General features: G+C 70.3%; 1 protein-coding gene and 1 pseudogene. Both read right to left on the bottom strand.

Annotation, left to right across the window (positions count from 1 at the left end; translation table 11 throughout):
* Positions 1-835: pseudogene (locus A5780_RS24470) on the bottom strand (hypothetical protein); the annotation flags it as partial.
* Positions 835-1,404 (bottom strand): DUF4913 domain-containing protein (locus A5780_RS24465; protein ID WP_064909695.1); only part of this gene is annotated, 570 nt, incomplete at its 5' end. The pseudogene A5780_RS24470 and the gene A5780_RS24465, both read right to left, overlap by 1 nt.

The raw sequence follows: 1,404 nt of genomic DNA, 5'->3' as shown, positions 1-1,404 counted from the left end.
ACTCGGCGACCCGGTAGGCGTGGCGGTAGCCGGGGGCATCGCGGTCGGCGATGACCACCACGCGCCGAGCACCTTTGAGCCATTGGGCGTGTTCGGGCTTCCACTTGCTCGCGCCGGCGGCGTTGCAGGTGGCCGGGACTCCGGAGCGCCAGGCGGCGTCGACGTCCTTCTCCCCCTCGGGGATGTAGATCGTTCGACCGTCGGCGATGGCTTCGAGGACCTCGGGCAGCCGGTACGGGACCGGCGCGAAACCGCCCGCTTCCATCCGGCCTGTCCGAGCGTCCCAATACCGCTGGAAGAACTCCTTTTTCAGGCCGTGCTCGCGGGGGACGTGCTTGCGCACGACCTCACCGACGACCTGCCCGTCCGGGCCGTGATAGTGGTAGCTGGCCACCGTGCGGGCGGGCCCGATGGGGCGGCCGTAGTCCTTCTTCGGCTTCACCAACGGCATTCCGGCCGCTTCGATCGCCCGATCGGCCGGGGAGATCTGCCGCTGGGGGGTGCGCGGCCGGGGCGCGCCGTGGCGGGCCCGGCCGCCCCGGTGCAGTGGCTTGTCGTAGAGGTCGCGGACCTGCAGGCCGATCGCGTCCAGGACCAGCTCGTCGGAGCAGTCCGCGAAACACTCCACCTTGGTCCGGCCGACGTCGGGCAGATACTTCACACCCAAGCTCGGTGAGTGCCCGCGGCCGTCGCCCTCGTGGACCGGGCAGCAGTACTTGATCCATGTCCCCGAATCGCGTCCCGGTCCGACGACCTTCTCCAAGGCCTCGGTGACGCGGGCGAGGCTGGCGCGGTCGTGGGACGCGGCCGCGGATTGTCTTGCCGGCGCGGACATCACGGGAATTTCGTCGTCTGGACCACGCGCCGGTGGTGCACGGTCCCGTGCTGGGGCAACACCAGCCCGGACGGATGGACCGGTCCGGGCTGGTCGGCGTCCTCGTCGTCGCCGGGCCACGGGACCACAGGCAGCGCCACGAGGGCGTTCTGGGTCTGGTGGCCGTCGACCGCCGAGCAGAACTTGAACGGGCCCTCGGTGTCGAAGAGCGCGTTCATGTGCGGGGTGAAGTGGTTGATCCAGAAAACGCTCTGTTCCACGGTCTCGCCCTGGCGCAGCGACTCGAACGCCATCCACAGCGCCTTGAGGCGGCCGCGGGCCTCGCCGTGGCGCCACCACTGCGGGCACCAGCGGCGTGTCCGGTCGGAGCTGCGTCCGGTGACTTCACGGCGGTAGACCTGGGCTACGTAGTCCTCGACGAACTCGTACACGCTGGCGTAGAGCCGCTGCGGCTCCTCGGCCGGCGCCGATTCCTGCTGCGGTTCGGGCTCGGGCTCCACGAGGGCGACGGGCGGGTTGAGTGCGAGTTCTGCTTCGTGGGCGGCGGTTTCGGCCATCTGCTCCCGGAT

This window comes from Nocardia sp. 852002-20019_SCH5090214 (genome assembly GCF_001665865.1).
GTDB classification, from domain to species: domain Bacteria; phylum Actinomycetota; class Actinomycetes; order Mycobacteriales; family Mycobacteriaceae; genus Nocardia; species Nocardia nova.
This window is presented reverse-complemented; position numbering and strand designations above follow the sequence as displayed.